The sequence below is a fragment of the Halomarina rubra genome (assembly GCF_023699475.1).
Taxonomy (GTDB): domain Archaea; phylum Halobacteriota; class Halobacteria; order Halobacteriales; family Haloarculaceae; genus Halomarina; species Halomarina rubra.
In genome coordinates this window covers 57,137-73,754 of sequence record NZ_JALXFV010000001.1, presented here as the reverse complement: position 1 = coordinate 73,754, position 16,618 = coordinate 57,137, and the positions used below count along the sequence as shown (strand labels likewise).

21 protein-coding genes and 1 tRNA gene are annotated in these 16,618 nt (G+C 69.1%); 12 read left to right on the top strand and 10 right to left on the bottom strand.

Going from position 1 to position 16,618, the window contains the following annotated elements; all coding sequences use genetic code 11:
- Positions 1–11: 11 nt before the first annotated feature.
- The 8 genes from M1L36_RS00410 to M1L36_RS00375 form a co-directional block, all read right to left on the bottom strand.
- Entirely contained in the window at positions 12–449 is a 438-nt protein-coding gene (locus M1L36_RS00410; RefSeq protein ID WP_250871724.1) for a hypothetical protein, read from the bottom strand.
- A gap of 101 nt (positions 450–550) precedes the next feature.
- Entirely contained in the window at positions 551–859 is a 309-nt protein-coding gene (gene rpsJ / locus M1L36_RS00405; RefSeq protein ID WP_250871723.1) for a 30S ribosomal protein S10, read from the bottom strand.
- Position 860: 1 nt separating this feature from the next.
- Positions 861–2,126 carry a translation elongation factor EF-1 subunit alpha gene (gene tuf / locus M1L36_RS00400; RefSeq protein ID WP_250871722.1) on the bottom strand — a complete coding sequence of 422 codons (1,266 nt, stop codon included), beginning with the start codon at positions 2,124–2,126 and terminating at the stop codon, positions 861–863.
- Positions 2,127–2,361: 235 nt separating this feature from the next.
- Positions 2,362–3,327 (bottom strand): homoserine dehydrogenase, encoded by a 966-nt coding sequence (locus M1L36_RS00395; protein WP_250871721.1) that lies wholly within the window; start codon positions 3,325–3,327, stop codon positions 2,362–2,364.
- Positions 3,324–3,875, bottom strand: a complete 552-nt coding sequence (locus M1L36_RS00390; protein WP_250871720.1) for an amino acid-binding protein — start codon at positions 3,873–3,875, stop codon at positions 3,324–3,326. The genes M1L36_RS00395 and M1L36_RS00390 overlap by 4 nt, the downstream gene beginning before the upstream one ends.
- Before the next feature lie 155 nt (positions 3,876–4,030).
- The gene (locus tag M1L36_RS00385) at positions 4,031–4,252 is read right to left on the bottom strand and encodes a hypothetical protein (RefSeq protein ID WP_250871719.1); all 222 of its coding nucleotides are present in this window, start codon (positions 4,250–4,252) and stop codon (positions 4,031–4,033) included.
- A 97-nt stretch (positions 4,253–4,349) separates the two neighbouring features.
- Entirely contained in the window at positions 4,350–4,748 is a 399-nt protein-coding gene (locus tag M1L36_RS00380; RefSeq protein WP_250871718.1) for an Hsp20/alpha crystallin family protein, read from the bottom strand.
- A gap of 114 nt (positions 4,749–4,862) precedes the next feature.
- Entirely contained in the window at positions 4,863–5,876 is a 1,014-nt protein-coding gene (locus M1L36_RS00375) for a type II glyceraldehyde-3-phosphate dehydrogenase (RefSeq protein WP_250871717.1), read from the bottom strand.
- 199 nt (positions 5,877–6,075) lie between these two features.
- On the opposite strand from M1L36_RS00375, the gene M1L36_RS00370 reads away from it, so the two are divergent.
- From M1L36_RS00370 to M1L36_RS00350, 5 genes are all read left to right on the top strand, one after another.
- Positions 6,076–7,023 carry an aminopeptidase gene (locus tag M1L36_RS00370; protein WP_250871716.1) on the top strand — a complete coding sequence of 316 codons (948 nt, stop codon included), beginning with the start codon at positions 6,076–6,078 and terminating at the stop codon, positions 7,021–7,023.
- Between the two features lie 88 nt (positions 7,024–7,111).
- Positions 7,112–7,768, top strand: a complete 657-nt coding sequence (locus tag M1L36_RS00365) for an HVO_0476 family zinc finger protein (RefSeq protein WP_250871715.1) — start codon at positions 7,112–7,114, stop codon at positions 7,766–7,768.
- 6 nt (positions 7,769–7,774) lie between these two features.
- Positions 7,775–8,431 (top strand): protein-L-isoaspartate(D-aspartate) O-methyltransferase, encoded by a 657-nt coding sequence (locus M1L36_RS00360; protein WP_250871714.1) that lies wholly within the window; start codon positions 7,775–7,777, stop codon positions 8,429–8,431.
- Positions 8,432–8,493: 62 nt separating this feature from the next.
- The gene (locus tag M1L36_RS00355) at positions 8,494–9,429 is read left to right on the top strand and encodes a methyltransferase (RefSeq protein WP_250871713.1); all 936 of its coding nucleotides are present in this window, start codon (positions 8,494–8,496) and stop codon (positions 9,427–9,429) included.
- A 25-nt stretch (positions 9,430–9,454) separates the two neighbouring features.
- Positions 9,455–10,210 (top strand): protein-L-isoaspartate O-methyltransferase family protein, encoded by a 756-nt coding sequence (locus M1L36_RS00350; RefSeq protein WP_250871712.1) that lies wholly within the window; start codon positions 9,455–9,457, stop codon positions 10,208–10,210.
- Positions 10,211–10,246: 36 nt separating this feature from the next.
- On the opposite strand, the gene M1L36_RS00345 is transcribed toward M1L36_RS00350, so the two are convergent.
- Complete coding sequence (locus tag M1L36_RS00345) at positions 10,247–10,735, bottom strand: DUF7382 domain-containing protein (protein WP_250871711.1); 489 nt, start codon at positions 10,733–10,735, stop codon at positions 10,247–10,249.
- A gap of 75 nt (positions 10,736–10,810) precedes the next feature.
- On the opposite strand from M1L36_RS00345, the gene M1L36_RS00340 reads away from it, so the two are divergent.
- The 5 genes from M1L36_RS00340 to M1L36_RS00320 all read left to right on the top strand — a co-directional run bounded on the left by M1L36_RS00340 (position 10,811) and on the right by M1L36_RS00320 (position 14,316).
- Positions 10,811–11,935 carry an ATP-binding protein gene (locus M1L36_RS00340; RefSeq protein ID WP_250871710.1) on the top strand — a complete coding sequence of 375 codons (1,125 nt, stop codon included), beginning with the start codon at positions 10,811–10,813 and terminating at the stop codon, positions 11,933–11,935.
- A gap of 27 nt (positions 11,936–11,962) precedes the next feature.
- The gene (locus M1L36_RS00335; RefSeq protein WP_250871709.1) at positions 11,963–12,346 is read left to right on the top strand and encodes a fluoride efflux transporter FluC; all 384 of its coding nucleotides are present in this window, start codon (positions 11,963–11,965) and stop codon (positions 12,344–12,346) included.
- Positions 12,343–12,687 (top strand): fluoride efflux transporter FluC, encoded by a 345-nt coding sequence (locus tag M1L36_RS00330; RefSeq protein ID WP_250871708.1) that lies wholly within the window; start codon positions 12,343–12,345, stop codon positions 12,685–12,687. The genes M1L36_RS00335 and M1L36_RS00330 overlap by 4 nt, the downstream gene beginning before the upstream one ends.
- A gap of 63 nt (positions 12,688–12,750) precedes the next feature.
- Positions 12,751–13,764, top strand: a complete 1,014-nt coding sequence (locus tag M1L36_RS21525) for a Gfo/Idh/MocA family protein (protein WP_250871707.1) — start codon at positions 12,751–12,753, stop codon at positions 13,762–13,764.
- A 90-nt stretch (positions 13,765–13,854) separates the two neighbouring features.
- Positions 13,855–14,316, top strand: a complete 462-nt coding sequence (locus M1L36_RS00320; RefSeq protein WP_250871706.1) for a nucleoside deaminase — start codon at positions 13,855–13,857, stop codon at positions 14,314–14,316.
- Positions 14,317–14,516: 200 nt separating this feature from the next.
- On the opposite strand, the gene M1L36_RS00315 is transcribed toward M1L36_RS00320, so the two are convergent.
- Positions 14,517–14,589 (bottom strand) — tRNA-Asp (locus M1L36_RS00315).
- Positions 14,590–14,824: 235 nt separating this feature from the next.
- On the opposite strand from M1L36_RS00315, the gene M1L36_RS00310 reads away from it, so the two are divergent.
- Both M1L36_RS00310 and M1L36_RS00305 read left to right on the top strand, forming a co-directional pair.
- On the top strand, positions 14,825–15,055 hold the full coding sequence (locus tag M1L36_RS00310; RefSeq protein WP_250871705.1) for a DNA-directed RNA polymerase subunit H: 231 nt from the start codon (positions 14,825–14,827) through the stop codon (positions 15,053–15,055).
- A complete protein-coding gene (locus M1L36_RS00305; protein ID WP_250871704.1) occupies positions 15,052–16,617 on the top strand; it encodes a DNA-directed RNA polymerase subunit B'' in 1,566 nt (521 codons plus the stop codon). The genes M1L36_RS00310 and M1L36_RS00305 overlap by 4 nt, the downstream gene beginning before the upstream one ends.
- Position 16,618: the final 1 nt, after the last annotated feature.

Below are 16,618 nucleotides of genomic sequence, written 5' to 3'. Positions count from 1 at the left end.
TTCGGTCCCTGTCAGCCCATGACGGCCCGGTAGCCGCCGGCGAGCGCCAGTCCGAGGCCGCCGAGCAGCGCGCCGAGCCGGGGGAGGTGGGCACTCAGCGGTGTCCCCCGGTCGAACCGCTTCGCTTCGACGAGGTACCACTGGCCGTCGTGGCGGACGTCGGAGACGGCGACCGTCCCGTTCACGAACGGTGGCACCGACCCGAGTTCGGCTTCGCTGACCGTGTAACGGCCGCTCTCGTTTCGCAGGGCGGCGTCGAACACCGCCCGCTCGCGCTCGGTGAAGTTCGCCGAGTAGCGCGTCTCCCAGGCGGCGATTTCGCCGTCGGTCCGTTCGACGTAGTACTCGTAGCGGTCGGGGGGTTCCTCGGCGGGGGCGGCCAGTGGCACGGCGACGAGCACGACACCGGCGACGACGAGCAGCGCGGTGAGGAGGGCAGAACGGTTCACGTCGAACACACGTGAGAATCGACGGAAAAGGCTGGCGATAGGTCGGGTCGCGTAGCCGTCGCTCGGGGCCGTCGAAAGAGAGAGAAATCGGGAAGAGTGCGTCAGTCCTCGAGGACGATCTCGATGCTGACGTCGTTGGGCACCTGAACGCGCATGAGTTGGCGCAGCGCCCGCTCGTCTGCATCGATGTCGATGAGGCGCTTGTGGACGCGCATCTCCCAGTGTTCCCACGTCGCCGTCCCCTCACCGTCGGGGGACTTGCGCGATGGGACTTCGAGCCGCTTCGTCGGGAGCGGCACCGGACCCGAGAGTGCGACACCCGTCTTGTCCGCGATGTCGCGGACGTCGTCACAGATGTCGTCGAGGTCGTCGGGGCTGGTACCGGCGAGTCGGACGCGTGCCTGCTGCATCTTATCGCTCGTCGACGCTCAGGACCTGCCCGGCGGCGATGGTCTGACCCATGTCGCGGATGGCGAAGCTCCCGAGTTCGGGGATTTCGCTGGCCGGCTCGATGCTGAGTGGCTTCTGTGGGCGGATGGTGACCTTCGCGGCGTCACCGGACTGGATGAAGTCGGGGTTCTCCTCGGCGACCTCACCCGAGGCCGGGTCGAGCTTGGCGTCGATGGACTCGATGGTACACGCGACCTGCGAGGTGTGCGCGTGGAACACCGGCGTGTAGCCGGCGGTGATGACGCTGGGGTGCTGCATCACGACGATCTGGGCCTGGAACGTCTCGGCGACCGTCGGCGGGTCGTCGGCGGGACCACAGACGTCACCGCGGCGGATGTCGTCCTTGCCGATGCCGCGGACGTTGAACCCGACGTTGTCACCGGGTTCTGCCTTGGGCACCTCTTCGTGGTGCATCTCGACGGTCTTGACCTCGCCACCGACGTCGGACGGCTGGAACGAGACGTTCGCGCCGATCTCGAGGATACCGGTCTCGACACGGCCGACCGGGACCGTCCCGATACCGGAGATGGTGTAGACGTCCTGGATGGGGAGACGCAGCGGTGCGTCCGTCGGCGTCTGGGGCTCCGGCAGGTCGTTGAGCGCTTCGAGGAGCGTCGGACCCGAGTACCACGGCGTGTTGTCCGAGGCTTCGGAGACGTTGTCGCCCTCGAACGCCGAGGTCGGCACGAACGTCGCGTCGTCCGCGCGGAAGCGGACCTGCTTGAGCAGCTTCTGGACCTGCTCTTTGACGTCGTTGTAGGAGTCCTCCTTGTAGTCGACGAGGTCCATCTTGTTGACCGCGATGATGAGCTCGTCGATGCCCAGCGTGCGGGCGAGGAAGACGTGCTCTCGGGTCTGGGGCGCGACACCGTCGTCGGCGGCGACGACGAGGACCGCGTTGTCTGCCTGCGAGGCACCCGTGATCATGTTCTTCACGAAGTCACGGTGGCCCGGGCAGTCCACGATGGTGAAGTAGTAGGAGTCGGTGTCGAACTCCTGGTGGGCGATGTCGATGGTGACCCCACGCTCACGCTCCTCGGCGAGGTTGTCCATGACGTAGGCGAACTCGAAGCCACCCTTGCCCTTCTCTTCTGCTTCTTCGCGGTGCTGCTCGATGACGTGCTCGGGGACGGACCCTGTCTCGAACAGGAGTCGCCCGACCATCGTACTCTTCCCGTGGTCGACGTGGCCGATGACGGCCAGGTTCTGGTGCGGTTTGTCTGCCATGTATTAGTCCACGCGCAGATGCGCTGTGGCGAAATCTTTTGCCTGAATCGGATAAAACCATTTCGATACCCGTTGCAGGCCACCCCGCCGCCGTCTGTCGGTTTGGCACTTACTACCACGCCGCGAGGGGTGCGGGTTTTTACTTGGAATCGGAGAGTGTCCCGTCGACGTGTCGGTTCGAGGAGTCGTTCGGACGCGCCTCGGACGGGCGTCGAGTCACCCCCGACGCACCGGGTCAGCGCGACCCGGTCGGTCGCGACAGTCGCCCCACGTCCGCGAGCACTGCGGTCGCCGTCTCCGGGCCGCCGGCACCCCGTCCCGAGATGTTCAGCCGACCGGCGTGGTCGGTCTCTATCTGGACGATGTTCCGGGTGCCCGAGACCGCCAGCGTACCGTGTTCGGGGACGAGGCGCGGGCCGACGCGGATGTCGCCGTCTTCGACACTCCCGACGAGACGGACGGTCATCCCGTCCTCGGCGGCGAGCGACAGTGCCTCGCCGGGCAGGCCGGAGATACCCTCGACCTCCGCGTCGGCGAGCGTGTACCCGCCGCCGTACAGCACGTTCGCGAGGATGACGCACTTCAGCGCGGCGTCGGTCCCCTCCACGTCGAAGGAGGGGTCGGCCTCCGCGACGCCGAGGTCCTGGGCCTCCGCGAGGACGTGTTCGTAGCCCAGACCCTCCGCGGCCATGCGCGTGAGGACGAAGTTGGCCGTCCCGTTGAGCACGCCGCGGACGGCGGTGACGTGCGCCGGCCCCAGGTCGTCGATGGTCGTCACCGCGGGAATCGCCCCGCCGACGGTCGCCTCGAACAGCACGCGCCCCGCGCTGTCGTCTTCGGCGGCGCGCAGGGCGTCGTAGCGCTCGGCGACCGGCCCCTTGTTCGCGAGCACGACGTGGCGGTCGCGCTCCAGGGCGGCGACGGCGTGCCCGTAGCCCGGTTCGGCGTCGTCGAGCGTCGTCGGCGTCGCCTCGACCAGCACGTCGTACTCCGCGTCCAGCGCCGCCTCGGGCACGTCGTCGCCGACCGCCCCCGTGTCCGCCTTCCGACGGAGGACCGTGTCGGGGTCGAGCGTCTCGCCCGCCGGCGCGACGACGGCCGACGAGGAGTCCGCGACGGCGACGACCTCGTGGTCGTACGACGCCGCGAGGTCGACGACGGCGCGTCCGACGGCGCCCGCACCCACGACGGCGAGCCTCACGGCGACACCCCCACGAGCGGTTCGACGACGGTGAGGTCCTTCTCGGCGGCGACCTCCCGGAGCGCGCGCATGACCTCGCGGCCCGTCCCCGCCTCGGCGTCGAGGCGGACGCGGGCACTCGTGACCTGGTCGTCCTCGCCGCGTGCGAGACGCAACGAGAAGTCCGCGATGGTCGCGCTCGTCGAGCGTTCGAGTTGCGACAGCGTATCGGAGAGGTCGGTGTCGACGAGGTGGCCCACCAGCACGACCGTCAACTGTTCGCCGTAGCGGTCCGCGCCCGCGCGGACGACGTTGACGCCGTTGTCACGCAGCGCCGAGACGATGCGCTCGAAGCGTTCGGGCGTCGCTTCGAGGTCGACCTCCACGGGGATGTGACCTCGCGGCGTCAGGTTCCCGCGTTCGTGGAACACCGACAGCAGGTTCCCGCCGGTGTCGGCGATGGGGCCGAGCGCGTTCAGCAGTTCGCCGGGCTCGTCCACCAGTTCGAGGCGGACCGTGTACGCACGCACCTCGTCGGCGGCGTCGGTGCCGCCCGGTTCGTCGCTCATCGGTCTACCCTCCGGCGTGCAGTCATACTACGTGGGGAGCGTGCGCCCGGACAAAAGCGTTCAGTCGGTGCCACGAATTACCGCCACCCGCGTCGACCGGGCAGTGGCCGACAGTGACCGACGGTGACCGGCCGACGGTGGCCGCCACGCGCCGCTCAGGGCAACACGCGGTCGTAGAGGTCGTCGATGTACGTGTCGTACTCCGCGGCGCGCTCGCGGGACACGCCGTAAGGGTTTCGCGAGAAGTAGTACAGACACGCGAAGACGACGCCGATGGTCAGGCCGGTCTGGCCCGCGACGGGGACGAGCAGGAACGTCCCGAGACCCGCGAGCAGGCCGGCGACGAGGAGGTCGAGCAGTTGGTACGCCAGCGACATGGCCGTGGCTACGGGCGAGGTGGTCAAGGGCCGTTCGACGTGCGGTCGTGCGACGCAGTCGGTGGCCGCGGCGAGGAGCGAACCGCTGGTCGGCCCGTCAGTCGAGGTTGATGTCCGCCGAGGAGTCCGCCCGCGGGAACGTCACTTCGAGGATGCCGTTGTTGAACGTCGCCTTCGCGCCGTGCTCGTCGACCCGCGTGGGGAGGCGGAGGCGCTCTTCGTACTGTCGACGGTCGGTCGCGGCCGCGATGGTGAGCGTCCGTCCGTCGCACTTGATGTCGATACCGTCCTTCTCGACGCCGGGGAGGTCCGCGACGACGTAGACGTTGTCGTCGTCCTCCTCGGTCGTGATGTGGACGTCGTCGCCGAACCCGGCGTCGGCGGCGCTGTGAACGTCCACCCCCACGTCCGCGCCGATCATGTCGTCCATCATCCTGCTTAGTTCGCGGAAAATGTCGTCGAAGGGGTCGCGGTCGTCCCTGTCACGAGGTCCCATGGATACTACCAAGACTCTCCGACACATGAACTTTCTGTGTGCGCTCGTTCCCTGCGACGGTCCTGTCACCGGATGTGAACGGTCTGCGGGAGAGGTGACTCCTCGCGTGCCGCCTCAGAACCCGACGCCCATCGCGTCGTCGGTGCGGGTCATCGACTCCTCGCGGTCGGCCGCACCGAGGACGGCGCGGATAGCGTCGACGTTCTCGGGGACGACGTCGGACTCCTGGTGGATGGCCTGGAACAGGTAGAGGTCGTCGTCCTCCATCGAGATGGACTGGTCCCAGATGCAGTTCTCCCAGATGTCCGCACGCGGGCGGCCGTGGTCCATCGCGAACTCCTTGAGTTTGCCCGCGCCGTCGATGGCGTACTTCTCGGGGACGAGGAACAGGCGCGACTCCGCACCGAGCAGTTCGCGGACCTCCTCGGCGGTCGGCACCGCCTCCAACTGGACGTTGACGGAGTGGGTGTGCATCAGCGTCGCCGGCACCTTCATCCCGAGCGTGTCGATGTTGAGGTCCGGGAAGATGGTGTTGACGTCCGGCCCGTGGTGGGAGGGGAGCGTCACCGGGTTCGGCAGGATGTCGTTGATGGGACCGCGACCGGTCTGGCCGGGGTCGCCGCCGCGTCGGACGAGTGTGACGCGGGCCTTCTTCACACCGTACTCCTCCTGGAGCGGCGCGAGCAGGCGCGAGAGACCGGTCGTGTTACACGAGACGACGCGGACGTGGTCCGCGCCCTCGGCCTCCGCGAAGTTGCTCCGCGCGTTGAACGAGACGTCGACGAGGTCGGCGTCCTCCCCACCCTGGTAGAGCGCGGGCGTGTCGTACTCGTCGTACATCGACTTGTTCTCCGCGCCGATGCCGGAGGGACAGGCGTCGACGACCACGTCGCTCGCTTCGACGAGGTCCTCGACGCCGCCGGCGACGTCGATGCCCGCGTCCTCGAACAGCGGCAGACGCTCTTCGATGGCGGCGTACAGCGGGTAGCCCTTCGAGACGGCGGTCTCGGCTTCGAAGTTCGGGCGCGTCTTGGCGACGCCGACCAGTTCCATGTCGTCTTGGGCGGCGACGGCGTCCGCGACGCGTTTCCCGATGGTGCCGTAGCCGTTGATGCCCACGCGTATCATGTCCGAACCTCCCCCGTCACGGGCCATAATTATTCCGTGGTTACCGTCCGCAGGGCCGCCGAGTTCACTCGAATCCGAGTCAATACTGTGCGGAAGGCGGTCCGTTCGTCTCCGGTCGGCGACCGTTCGGAGACCCCCGCGAGCGTTCGCCACGCGCGATGTGGGAAGGCCTAACTCTCGGGGTTCCGGACCCCGAGCCATGAGCGACCTCTCGTCACCCGCGCGGACCGCCGTCGAACAGTGCATGGCACTCGACACCGACGAATCGTGTCTCGTCGTCACCGACGACGAACGCCAGCCGATCGGCGAGGCGCTGTACGACGCCGCCCGCGCCGTCAGCGACGACGTGAGTATCGTCCGCTACCCGCCCGGCGAGCAACACGGCGAGGAGCCGCCCGCGCCCGTCGCCGCCGCGATGGCCGACGCCGACGTCTTCCTCGCACCGACCACGAAGAGCCTGAGCCACACTCGCGCGCGCTCGGAGGCCTGTGCGGCCGGTGCCCGCGGCGCGACCCTCCCCGGCATCACCGAGGAGGTGTTCACGACCGGGTTAGACACAGACTACGAGGCCATCGAGCGCCACACGCGCGAGACCTGCGAGCAGGTCGCCGACGCCGAGGAGGTGCGCGTCACCGCGCCCAACGGCACGGACATCAGCTTCTACCCCGGCGAACGCGAGTGGCTCCAGGACACCGGCGTCGTCCGCGAGGCGGGCGGGTTCTCGAACTTACCGGCAGGAGAGACGTTCGTCAGCCCCGAGACCGTCGAGGGGACGTACGTCGTCGACGGGACGATGATGCCCTACGGTCTCCTCGACGGCCAGGAGCTCCGTTTCGAGGTCGAAGACGGCTTCGTCACCGACATCTCCGACGACGAGGTCCGCGCGCAGGTCGAGGCCGGCGCGGAGCAGGTCGGTCGCGACGCGTACAACCTCGCGGAGCTCGGCATCGGGACGAACGTCGCCGTGACGGAGCTCGTCGGCTCGGTTCTGCTCGACGAGAAGGCCGCCGGCACGGTCCACATCGCCATCGGCGACGACGCTGGCATCGGCGGCGACACCGACGCGCCGCTCCACCTCGACGGCATCGTGAAGGAGCCGACGGTGTACGCGGACGGTGACGAGGTCGGTCTGCCGACGCCGAACTGAGGTCGACCGACGGGACGGGGGCACACGCACCGCACGCGGGCGCTGCCGTGTCCGCGTCCTTTTACGTCCCGACCGGGAACACGGGAGTATGAGCGAACCCACACAGCAGGTCGCCGTGCCCTGTCCGGCCTGTTCGCCGGACCTCGAGACCGTCCACGAGGTGCTCGCGCCGGGCGACACGCTGACCGTCCGCTGTACGGAGTGCGACCACACGCACAAGACCCGCATCGAAGAGGACGAAGAGGTCGAACGCACCGTCATCGTCTCGCAGGACGGCGAGTCGTTCAAGACCCACGTGAACGCGCCGCCGGGCGAGCAGGTCGCCGTCGGCGAGGAGTTCATCGTCGACACCCCCGAGGCGCTGATGACCGTCCGTATCACCAGCCTCGACCTGGGCGACGAACAGCGCGTCGAGTCCGCGCCCGTCGCGGACGTCGAGACGTTCTGGACCCGCGCGGTCGACAACGTGAGCGTCCCGGTCACGATGAACCCGAGAGACGGGAGCCACGACGGCACCCGCAGCGTCGACTTCCTGCTGCCGGGCGACCACGAGTTCGTCGTCGGCGAGACGGTCGAACTCGGCGACGAGGAGTTCACGGTCAAGTCCATCCGCCTGCGCTCGGACGCCGTCGGCCCGGGCACCGATATGGACCAGTTGCGCTACGACGGCGACGACGCCATCGCGAAGGACATCAAGCGCGTCTACGCCGACGACGAGAGCAGCGACGCCTGGTCGGCCTGGTAATCGCGCATGAGCGACACCGACCCGAGCGACATGGACGGCGACCGACGCGACGTACGGAACCGACTCGTCGACGCGTTACGCGACAGCGACCGGGTGCGCCGCGAGTCCGTCCTCGAAGCCCTCCGACGCGTCCCGCGCCACCGGTTCGTCCCCGACGAGCAGCAGGCCGACGCCTACGCCGACCGTCCGCTCCCCATCGGCGAGGACCAGACCGTCAGCGCCCCGCACATGGTCGCCATCATGGCCGACCACCTCTCGCTGTCGCCGGGCGATCGCGTGCTGGAAGTCGGCACCGGCTGTGGCTACCACGCAGCCGTCACCGCCGAACTGGTCGGCGCGGCGAACGTCTACAGTGTCGAGTACCACGAGGACCTCGCCAACGACGCCCGCGACACGCTCTCGCTGCTGGGCTACGACGTCCACGTCCGGACCGGCGACGGCCGCGAAGGGTGGGCCGAACACGCGCCCTACGACGCCGTCTACGCGACCTGTGCACCCGCCGACCTCCCCGACGCGCTGGTCGAGCAGCTCGCAGCTGGTGGCCGACTCGTCGCCCCGGTCGGCACGGACGTCCAAGAACTCGTCGTCCTCGACAAGCGCGAGGACGGCACCGTGTCGCGACGCACCGAGGGGCGCGTCCGCTTCGTCCCGATGCGGGACTGACGGGGGGCGACGACCGTTCGCGCTCGCGCACTGTTTTGCCGCTGGACTCGAAACGCGGAGGTATGCCGACGCTCGACTCCGGTGACGACGACGCCCGTGAACGCCTCCTCTGTCACGCCGCCCGTCGGACGGGCGTCCTCGACGCGCTGGCGACGACGACCGGCACCGTCGACGGCGTCGCCGCCGAGACGGGTATCGACCCGCAGGCCGCCGAACTGCTGGTCGAAGCGCTCGCCGCACGCGGCTTCCTCGAACTCGTCGGCGGCGAGTACCAGCCCACCAACCGGATGCTCGGCTTCCTCACGAAGACCGACGTTCGCTCCATCGGCCGCCTGTCGCACGAACTCGACCGACTGGACGCGTGGCTCGCGTTCCCCGACACCGCACGCGGCGAGGATCCACCGCGCTCGGACCACTGGCTCCGCAACGACCTCGGCGCACGCGCGGCCCGTCCCGAGGCGTGGGTCCGTGCCGCCGTGACCGCCGCGCTCCGGGAGTCCCCCGACGCCGAGACGGTCACCGTCGTCGGCGACGCCCCCGGCCCCCACGCCGTCGAGTTCGCCGCCCGCGACCGGGACGTGACGCTCGTCGACACCGCCGAACGCGTCGCGGCCTCCCGCGCGGGCCTCGAACACGAGGCGGTGACGCTCCGCGAGTGTGACTACGCCGACGGAGAGGCGTTGCCGACCGCCGACCTCGTCGCAGGCGTCGGCGTCCTGCACCGTCTCGACGACGACCACGTCGACACACTGCTCCGGAGCGCTCGCGAGGCGGCCCCGACCTGCGTCTTCGTCGAACCGGTCGCCGGCGTCGAGGGTGACGACGGCCGGGCGCGACTGGTGGCGCTCGACGCCTACGCACTGGACGGAACCGCGAGCGTCCACGACCGCGAGGAGTTCCGGTCGCTGGTCGAAGAGGCGGGGTTCGACTCGGCTGCCGTCGTCGAGGTTCCGGGGCTGGCCGACCGGGCCGTCGTCGGACGCCGGCCGCGCGATTAATACCGCTCGGTCCCCGAGTCCGGACATGGACCGGGCCGTCCTCCGCGAGGACATGGTCGACAGCCTGGAGTACGACGCGAAGGGCGTCGTGCGCAGCGAGGCGGTCGGCCTGGCGATGCGCGACGTCCCCCGTCACGAGTTCGTCGAGGACGAGGACGCGGCGTACGCCGACCGGGCGTTCGAACGCTACGGCACGACCGTCCTCGCACCCAGCACCGCCGCGCGACTGCTCGAAGCGCTCTCGCCGAGCGAGGGCGACGACGTGCTCGTCGTCGGGGCGGGCGTCGGCTACACCGCTGCCGTCGTCGCCGAGATAGCCGGGCCCGAACGTGTCCACGCCGTCGACATCACCCGACGACTCGTCTACGAGGCGCGGCGCAACCTCGCCTCGGCGGGCTACGGCGAGGTGCTGGTCGACCGCCGCGATGGGATGGAGGGCCTCCCCGAGTACGCCCCCTACGACTGCATCCTACTCGAAGCGGCCGCCATCGAACCGCCACGCGCGCTCGTCCGCCAGTTGGCCGACGACGGCCGCCTCGTGATGCCACTCGGTGCGGGCGGGCAGTCGCTCGTCACCGTCGGTCCGACCGGCCGCGTCGAGGAGCGCCACGGCCCCATCGCGTTCAAACCGATGCTCGTCGAGGGCGAACAGGCCGACACCGTCGAGCGCAACCGGACCGTCCGCGAGGACCGCGAACACGCCGAACGTGGCTCCTCGCGTCGTCACGGCTGGGAGCACGAGTGGCTCGACTGGGACGAGCGGTTGCAGGGCCGGCGCTGAACCGCCGCTTCCGACGCCGCCGCCGCACCGACAGCGTCAGTCTTCGGCGACCACCAGCAGTTTCGTGTTCCCGCGGCGGTCGACGAACTCGCTTCCCGCCGGCGGTTTCACCTCGAAGCGGAGCGTGCCGTCGACCTGGTTGGGACCGAGCGTCGGCGCGAGGTCCAGCGTGGCCGTTCCGTTCCCGTCCGTCTCGGCGGTGACGATACCGTCGAGGCGGGCGGTCTCTCCCTTCGCGACGACCGTCGCGCCGGCGACCGGCCGGCCCTCCGACGTGACGACGCGCACGTCGACGGCCTGCTCGCCGGGCGTCACCACCTCCGGCGTCGGTTGCGTGTCGAGTTCCGTGACGGCGAGTCCCGACACCCCCGAGAGCATGTTCATCATCACGCTGAGACTGGCGACCCCGACGACGAGCGCGATGACGAGACGGATGGGCAGTCCCTCGATTGCGCGCTCGTCGTCGCGGAGTCGGCGGACCTGTTCGCGAACGGCGGTCGTGTCGAAGTCGAACCCGTCGGACATGGGTCGTCGTGGTCCCGCGTCGGTACTTGAACCCTCGTCCGAGGGTTGAAATCGGGACCCACCACCAGCGTCGCCATGCACGTCCTCGGCAGCACGGACGACCTCGGTCCGGTCGGACACCTCGGCGCGTACCGCGCCCGCGACGGCAGCCCCGGCGAGGAGGTCGGTCTCGACCTCGGCGGCCCCCACGCCGCACTCGTCGTCGGCAAGCGCGGGTTCGGGAAGTCCTACACGCTCGGCGTCCTCGCCGAGGAACTCGCTCGGACCGACGGCGTGGCTCCGGTCGTCGTCGACCCGATGGGCACGTTCGTGACGCTCGCCGATTCGCCCGAGTCGGTTCCCGCACGGGTCGTCGAGCCACGGGTCCGCGCGGACGCGCTCGACCCGCAGGCGTGGTGTTCGCTGCTCGGCCTCGACGCGACGAGTGCGGTCGGTGCGCTCGTCTGGCGTGCGGCCTGCGAGACGACGACGCTCGACGAGATGGTCTCGTTCGTCGGCGACGGCGACGCACCCGACGCGGTCCGGATGGCCGCCGAGAACCACCTCCGACTCGCCGAGTCGTGGGGCGTGTTCGACGCGGGTTCGCCGGACCTCTCGGGGAGCGAGGCGACAATTCTCGACTGTTCGGGGCTCGACGACGCGGCGATGAACGCCGTCTGTCTCGGCGTCGCGGAGGCGTGTTACCGCGGGCGACTCGACGGGTCGACGGCACGACAGCCGTGGCTGCTGGTCGACGAGGCCCACGTGTTCTTCGAGGGCGTCGCCGCGAGTGCGCTCGCGCGTGTCCTCACTCGCGGCCGAGCGCCGGGCGTCAGCCTCGTCTGTGCGACCCAGCGACCGGGTGCGCTCCCACCGGTCGCCGTCTCGCAGTCGGACCTCGTCGTGATGCACCGCCTGACGGGTCGGGCCGACCTGCGGGCGTTCCGCGAGACTCGGCCGACGTACGTCGGCGACGACGTCGAGACCCGGATGCCCGAGCGTCCCGGCGACGCACTCGTCGTCGACGACGCGACCGAGGGCGTCCACGCGATTCGCATCCGTGAACGACTGACACCGCACGGTGGGGACAGTCCACGCGTCGCCACACCGGACGACACGCCGGACGGGGACGACGACTGTGGCGACGAGGGGGACGGCGAGGTGAGCAGTGGTGGTGTCCGCGGTGGCCCGACCGAGGGGAGCGACGAGTCGAAAGGGTAGTGCCGCCCTGTCGACTACGCTCGCTCGATGCAACGGCGTCGGGCGCTGACACTGGTCGCGGCGGGGGCGTTCGTCGGCGCGGTCTGTCGGCACCTGCTCGCGGTCGCGGCCCCCCTGTCGACGGCGTGGGTCCCTGGGACGCTGCCGTGGGGGACGCTCGCGGCGAACGCGCTCGGCGCGTTCGCGCTCGGGGCGCTCACCGCCCGCGAACGTTCGCGGGCGGTCTCGCTGGCGCTCGGCACCGGGTTCTGCTCGTCGTTCACCACCTACAGCACGTTCGCCGTCGAGACAGTCGCGCTCGGGACGACCGGCGCTGCGCTGTACGTCGTCGGAACGTACGCACTCGGCCTGCTCGCGGTCGTCGCCGGCCGGCGCGTCGCCGGCGAGAGACCGACGGGAGGTGCCCGATGATCTCGCCCGCCGTCGCCGTCGGTCTGGGGGGCGTCCTCGGGGCCGTCGCCCGCCACCTCGTCGGCGAGTTCCTCGAACGCGACCTGCTCGACACGTTCGTCGTCAACCTCCTCGGGAGCTTCCTGCTCGGCGTGCTCGTCGCGGCCCCCGTCGACGGGACGGCGCTGCTCGTCGCCGGGACGGGGTTCTGTGGCGCGTTCACGACGTTCTCGACCGCCGCCGTCGAGACGGTCGAACTCGCCGCCGAGGGCCGTCGTCGGGCGCTGGCCGCCGTCGCGCTCATGCTCGGGGGGGCGCTGGCCGCCGTCCTCGCCGGGAGTGCGGTCGGGTCACTGGTCTGAACCGACTGTGAGACAGTGTCACCCGAGATAGCTTTACGTCGGCGAGGTGAAGCGAGGACAGTCGTGACCACACCAGACCAGCCACTCCGAATCGCATCGATCGGTGCCGGCCACTGGGGCGTCCACGTCGCCTCCCAGGTGCTCGGCGACGAGCGGGCCACCCTCGTCGCGCTCGCGGACGTCAGCGCCGAGAGCCGCGAACGCGCCGGCGGGGCGCTCGCGGTCCCGCCGGAGATGCGCTTCGAGGACGCCGAGACGATACTCGAATCGGTCGACCTCGACGCCGTCATCGTCACCACGCCCCACGTGTTCCACCACGAGCACGTCAGCGCCGCGATGGACCGCGACCTGCACGTCTACTGCGAGAAGCCGTTCACCACGGACGTCGACGACGCGCGCGACCTCGTCCAGCGTGCCGAGGCACGCCCGGAGGTGACGATGGTCGGCTTCCAGCGCCACCACGAACAGCCGTACATCGCCGCGCGCGAACGGGTCCAGACGGCGACGCCGATGCTCATCACCGCCGAGATAACCCAGGACTGGTACGAGAACTTCCGGAACACGTGGCGGGGGAACCCCGACCTCAGCGGCGGCGGCCAGCTGTACGACACCGGGAGCCACCTCGTCGACGTCGTGCTCTGGCTGGCCGACGCGACCCCCACCTCCGTCAGCGCGGAGATGGTGTTCGCCGACGACGACGAGCGCGTCGACGTCCACGCCTTGCTCGCCGTCCGCTTCGACAACGGCGCGGTCGCGAACCTCACCGTCTCGGGCGACACGGCCTGCGTGCGCGAGCACGTCCACGTCTGGACCGACGAGGGCGCGACCTACATCGACGGCCGGGGCTGGGACGAACGGACGCTCCACGACGTCGACCCCGAGAACACGACGTCGACCCCGCTGCTCGACGAGACCGACACGCGCGGGAAGGTCGAGGCGTTCCTCGACGCCATCGGGAACGGCGAGTCGCCGGCGGCGACGGTCCGCCACGGCTTCTACGTCACCGCCGTCGTCGAGGCGGCCTACGAGTCCGCCCGCAACGACGGCGTCCGAGTCCCGATCCACCTCGACGACTGAAGCGGTCGCCGACCGACGGCGTCGCCGTCCGAGACGCTCGGCGATTGACGCGACCACAACGTACCACCCGCCGCCGTCCGTGGGTCGGGCATGTCGATTCCAGACGCCGACCACGAGCGGTACGTCGAACGCGCCATCGAACTCGCCCGCGAGGCCGGCGACCGCGGCGACGGCCCCTACGGATCGCTCCTCGTCCGCGACGACGAGGTCGTCGTGGAGGAGACCAACCGCGAGGAGAGCGACGACGACCTCGCGCTCCACCCCGAACTGACGCTCGCGCGTCGTGCCGGCCGAGAACTGACCGCCGACGAGCGCGAGCGGACGGTGATGTACACCAGCACCGAACCCTGCCCGATGTGCGCGGCCGGCATCGCCTACGCCGGCCTCGGCGGCGTCGTCTACAGCGTCTCCGGGGCGGTCACCGCCGAGACGTTCGACGGCCCACCGGGCATCCCCTGCGAGGAGGTGTTCGAGCGACTGGGTCGAGAGATTCCGGTCGAAGGTGGCGTGCTGGAGGCGGACGGTCTGGCCGTCCACGAGCGCTATCGGTGAGCGAGCGGCGGGGAGACGCCTCGCTGGAGAATGTGAGTTCGGAAGAAGTGCGCCCGAGGCGGGATTCGAACCCATGGGGAGACGGTCGCCTCGCTCTGCTCGGCGCTGCGACTCCTTGTGTTCAAACCCAGTTAGTCGCACACTGGTTTCCGGAAGTATCGCGCAGAGACGAGCCTCTGCGCGGTTGGAAATCAGAGAAGCGCCCGAGGCGGGATTTGAACCCGCGTCACAACCGTGACAGGGTTGTATGATGGGCCACTACACCACCCGGGCACCCTGCATTCACTCGTAACCCGGAGATACATTTAAGACTTTCCAAACGTCCGCTCTTGTATCCGTGGTAGCGTCCGACAGAGGGACAGATTGACGTTGCCCGATGACGTATCAAGGGGTAACGCCTGACGGCGGGTCCAGCAGCCGCGCTGCGCGCCGATAGTAAGCGTTTTGTCCCCTGGCCGAATAACCCGCTGTAGTATCTCGTGATAGCTTTCTCCACCGTCAGGAACACATGGTAGACGCAAGCCAACACAACCTCGTTCCAGAGCACACCATCGTCGAGGAGGAGGAACTCGAAGAGGTGCTGGACGAGTACAACATCGACCGCACAGACCTACCGAAGATCAAACGCCGTGACCCGCCGCTCCGCGAGCTAGACGTGGAGGTCGGGGACGTCATCCGCATCGAACGGGACTCCCGAACCGCAGACCGAGCCGTCGTCTATCGACTAGTGATAGAATGAACAGGGCAGACCGCCGCACCATCTCTCGCCAGTACTTCTCGCGCGACCGCCTCGCAGAACACCACTTCCGGTCGTTCAACGCGTTCCTCGAACGCGGCATGCAGGAGGTCGTCCACGAGAAAGAGACCATCGACACCGACATCGGCGACAAGGAGGGCCAAGAGCCCGTCTACGTCGAACTCGGTGACGTCCGCATCACCACCCCGCGCGTGCGTGAAGCGGACGGGTCCGAAGAACTGCTGTACCCCCAGGAGGCGCGTCTCCGGAACATCACGTACGCCGCGCCGGTGTTCATGGAGATGACCATCATCCGCGGGGGGAAAGAAGAGGAGGAGCACGTCGTCGACACCGCCGAGACGAAGGTGGGCCGGATGCCCATCATGGTCGGCTCTTCGAAGTGCAACATCGCCGGGTTCTCCGACGAGGAGCTCGTCGAAATCGGCGAGGACCCCGCCGACCCCGGTGGCTACTTCATCGTCAACGGCTCCGAGCGCGTGCTGATGACCAGCGAGGACCTCGCGCCGAACAAGATCCTCGCCGAGCACGACACGAAGTACGGCGACGACATCCAGGTCGCCAAGACGTTCAGCCAGCGCCGTGGCTACCGCGCGCTCGTCCTGTGTGAGCGCAACCGCGAGGGCCTGCTCGAAGTGTCGTTCCCCTCGGTGTCGGGGAGCATCAACTTCGTCACGCTCGTCCGCGCACTCGGCCTCGAATCCGACGAAGAGATCGTCCACCGCGTCAGCGACGACCCCGAGATCGTCAAGTTCATGCTGGAGAATCTGGAGGCCGCCGAGGTCCAGTCGACCACGGAGGCTATCGAGACACTCGGGAAGCGCGTCGCGAGCGGCCAGGGCAAGAACTACCAGCTGAAACGCGCGAACTACGTCATCGACCGCTACCTGCTCCCGCACCTCCACGAGGAGGGTATCGAGGACGAGGAGGGGCGACTCAACAAGGCGTTCTACCTCTGCCGGATGGCCGAGGCGTGTTTCGAACTCGCGCTCGGTCGACGCGACGCCGACGACAAGGACCACTACGCCAACAAGCGCCTGAAGGTCAGCGGCGACCTGATGCGCGACCTGTTCCGCACGGCGCTCAACAAGCTGGCACGCGACGTGAAGTACCAGCTCGAACGCGCGAACATGCGTAACCGGAACCTCTCGGTCAGCACCGTCGTTCGGTCCGACGTGCTCACCGAACGCCTCGAACACCCCATCGCGACGGGCAACTGGGTCGGTGGGCGCTCCGGCGTGAGTCAGCTCGTCGACCGGACCGACTTCATGGGAGTCCTCTCCCACCTGCGTCGGCTTCGGTCGCCGCTCTCGCGCTCCCAACCGCACTTCGAGGCACGCGACCTGCACGCGACCCAGTGGGGTCGCATCTGTCCCTCCGAGACGCCGGAGGGGCCGAACTGTGGGCTCGTCAAGAACTTCGCACAGGCGATGGAGCTCAGCCAGGACGTCGCCGACGAGCGCGGTCTGAAACGGGAGCTGTCGTCGATGGGCGTCGAGGGCATCCCGGGTATCGAGACGTTCGACCAGCAGCCAGCAGACGACTAAC